This window comes from Parabacteroides sp. AF39-10AC (assembly GCF_003635405.1).
GTDB lineage: Bacteria > Bacteroidota > Bacteroidia > Bacteroidales > Tannerellaceae > Parabacteroides > Parabacteroides distasonis.
Genome location: NZ_QTLP01000077.1, coordinates 1 through 1,400, shown reverse-complemented (window position 1 = coordinate 1,400; position 1,400 = coordinate 1). Strand labels below are relative to the sequence as shown.

Annotated in this window: 1 protein-coding gene; it reads left to right on the top strand. The window is 44.4% G+C overall.

The features are described from left to right. Window positions 1–38 precede the first annotated feature (38 nt). Window positions 39–971: a site-specific integrase gene (locus tag DW033_RS24235; RefSeq protein WP_122383246.1), complete on the top strand. Its 933-nt coding sequence runs from the start codon at window positions 39–41 to the stop codon at window positions 969–971. Window positions 972–1,400: the final 429 nt, after the last annotated feature.

The following is a 1,400-nucleotide window of genomic DNA, read 5'->3' as shown; positions in this document are numbered from 1 at the left end:
GCGTGTTTGTTTTCAGTTGGAATTTAAAATAGAGAGATATGGATGAGAAAGATTTGGTGGAAGGGATGCGAGAGTATATAAGTCTGTTACAAAAGGAAGGACGGTATTCCTCGGCGAAAAGTTATCAGGATGCGATGAACTCTTTTATACGGTATAGCGGGACGGATCGTATCCCATATACATATATAAATAAGGATACTCTTCGCCGGTATGAGGCTTATTTGTTGGAGAAAGGCTGCATGCGTAATACGGTCTCCACGTATATCCGCCGTTTGCGTTGTATCTATAACAAGGCGGTGGAGAATGGCGAGGCGGCGTTTATCCCTTCATTATTCAAGGGGGTTTTTACGGGTGTGGAAAGCCAGCGCAAGAAATCCTTGCCTCTGGGTGATTTGAATCGCCTGATGACTGTCCCGGTAAAAGGAGAGAAGTTGAGGAAGACACAGCTGACGCTTTGCTTGATGTTTCAATATGGGGGGATGTCGTTCGTTGATTTCGCCCATTTGAATAGGGGTAATATCAAGAACGGCATATTGGATTACAATCGCCAGAAGACCGGGACCTCTATGCGGTTGGAGGTCTTGGATACGGCGGAAGCTATGTATAAGGAGCTGGCAGGTGAGAGGGCGGGAGACTCCGGCTATTTATTTCCCTTTTTAAGTGGGACGAAGAACGGCCATGAGGAATATCTCGAATACAATGCGGCCTTGTCCCGGTTTAACCGGAACTTGAAGACGTTGAAGGAGGTTGCGGGAATAGCCTCGGATGTGACTTCTTACACGATCCGTCATTCCTTCGCCATGGCATTGAAGGAACAAAATGTCCCCATTGAGATGATCAGCGAGTTATTGGGGCATAAGTCCATCAAGACAACCCAGATTTATCTAAGAAGTTTCTCGTTGGAGAAAATGACGGTGGTAAATAAGTCTTGCTTTGAGAATGTATATAATTATATACCAGAGGTGGGGTGAGGCTACTTGGGGAGTAGCGTTCATTTCACGGTGCAAATGTAGCAAAAAATAGCAAATAACAAGCAATCATTAGTTTTAGTTTGTGCTCCGGCCTTGATTCTCCTTAAATCTTCGTTCTTATTCCTAGTGTATAGACATGGTAATAGAGACGAAATGATCTCGTATTTCCTACATCATCACGTCCCTTCTAAAAATCGAACATACATTCCTGTAGAGACGGGGCGTGCCCCGTCTCATCCCCTCCAAATGGTAACTTAAAGATACTATCAGACAGTGGGAGACGGGGCACGCCCCGTCTCTACAACCGGGTGATAACCGTTCTCGCACCTTTTAGGCTACTCCCCAAGTAGCCTAAGATTTCAAGAGATGGTAATTTTCAGTAATGCCATATTCGAAAATATAAAGTACTGTTTATCAAGATGATATAAA

Bases quoted from the DNA above. Each gene is read 5' to 3' on its own strand.
- DW033_RS24235 (WP_122383246.1), top strand. From the start codon at position 39: ATGGATGAGAAAGATTTGGTGGAAGGGATGCGAGAGTATATAAGTCTG.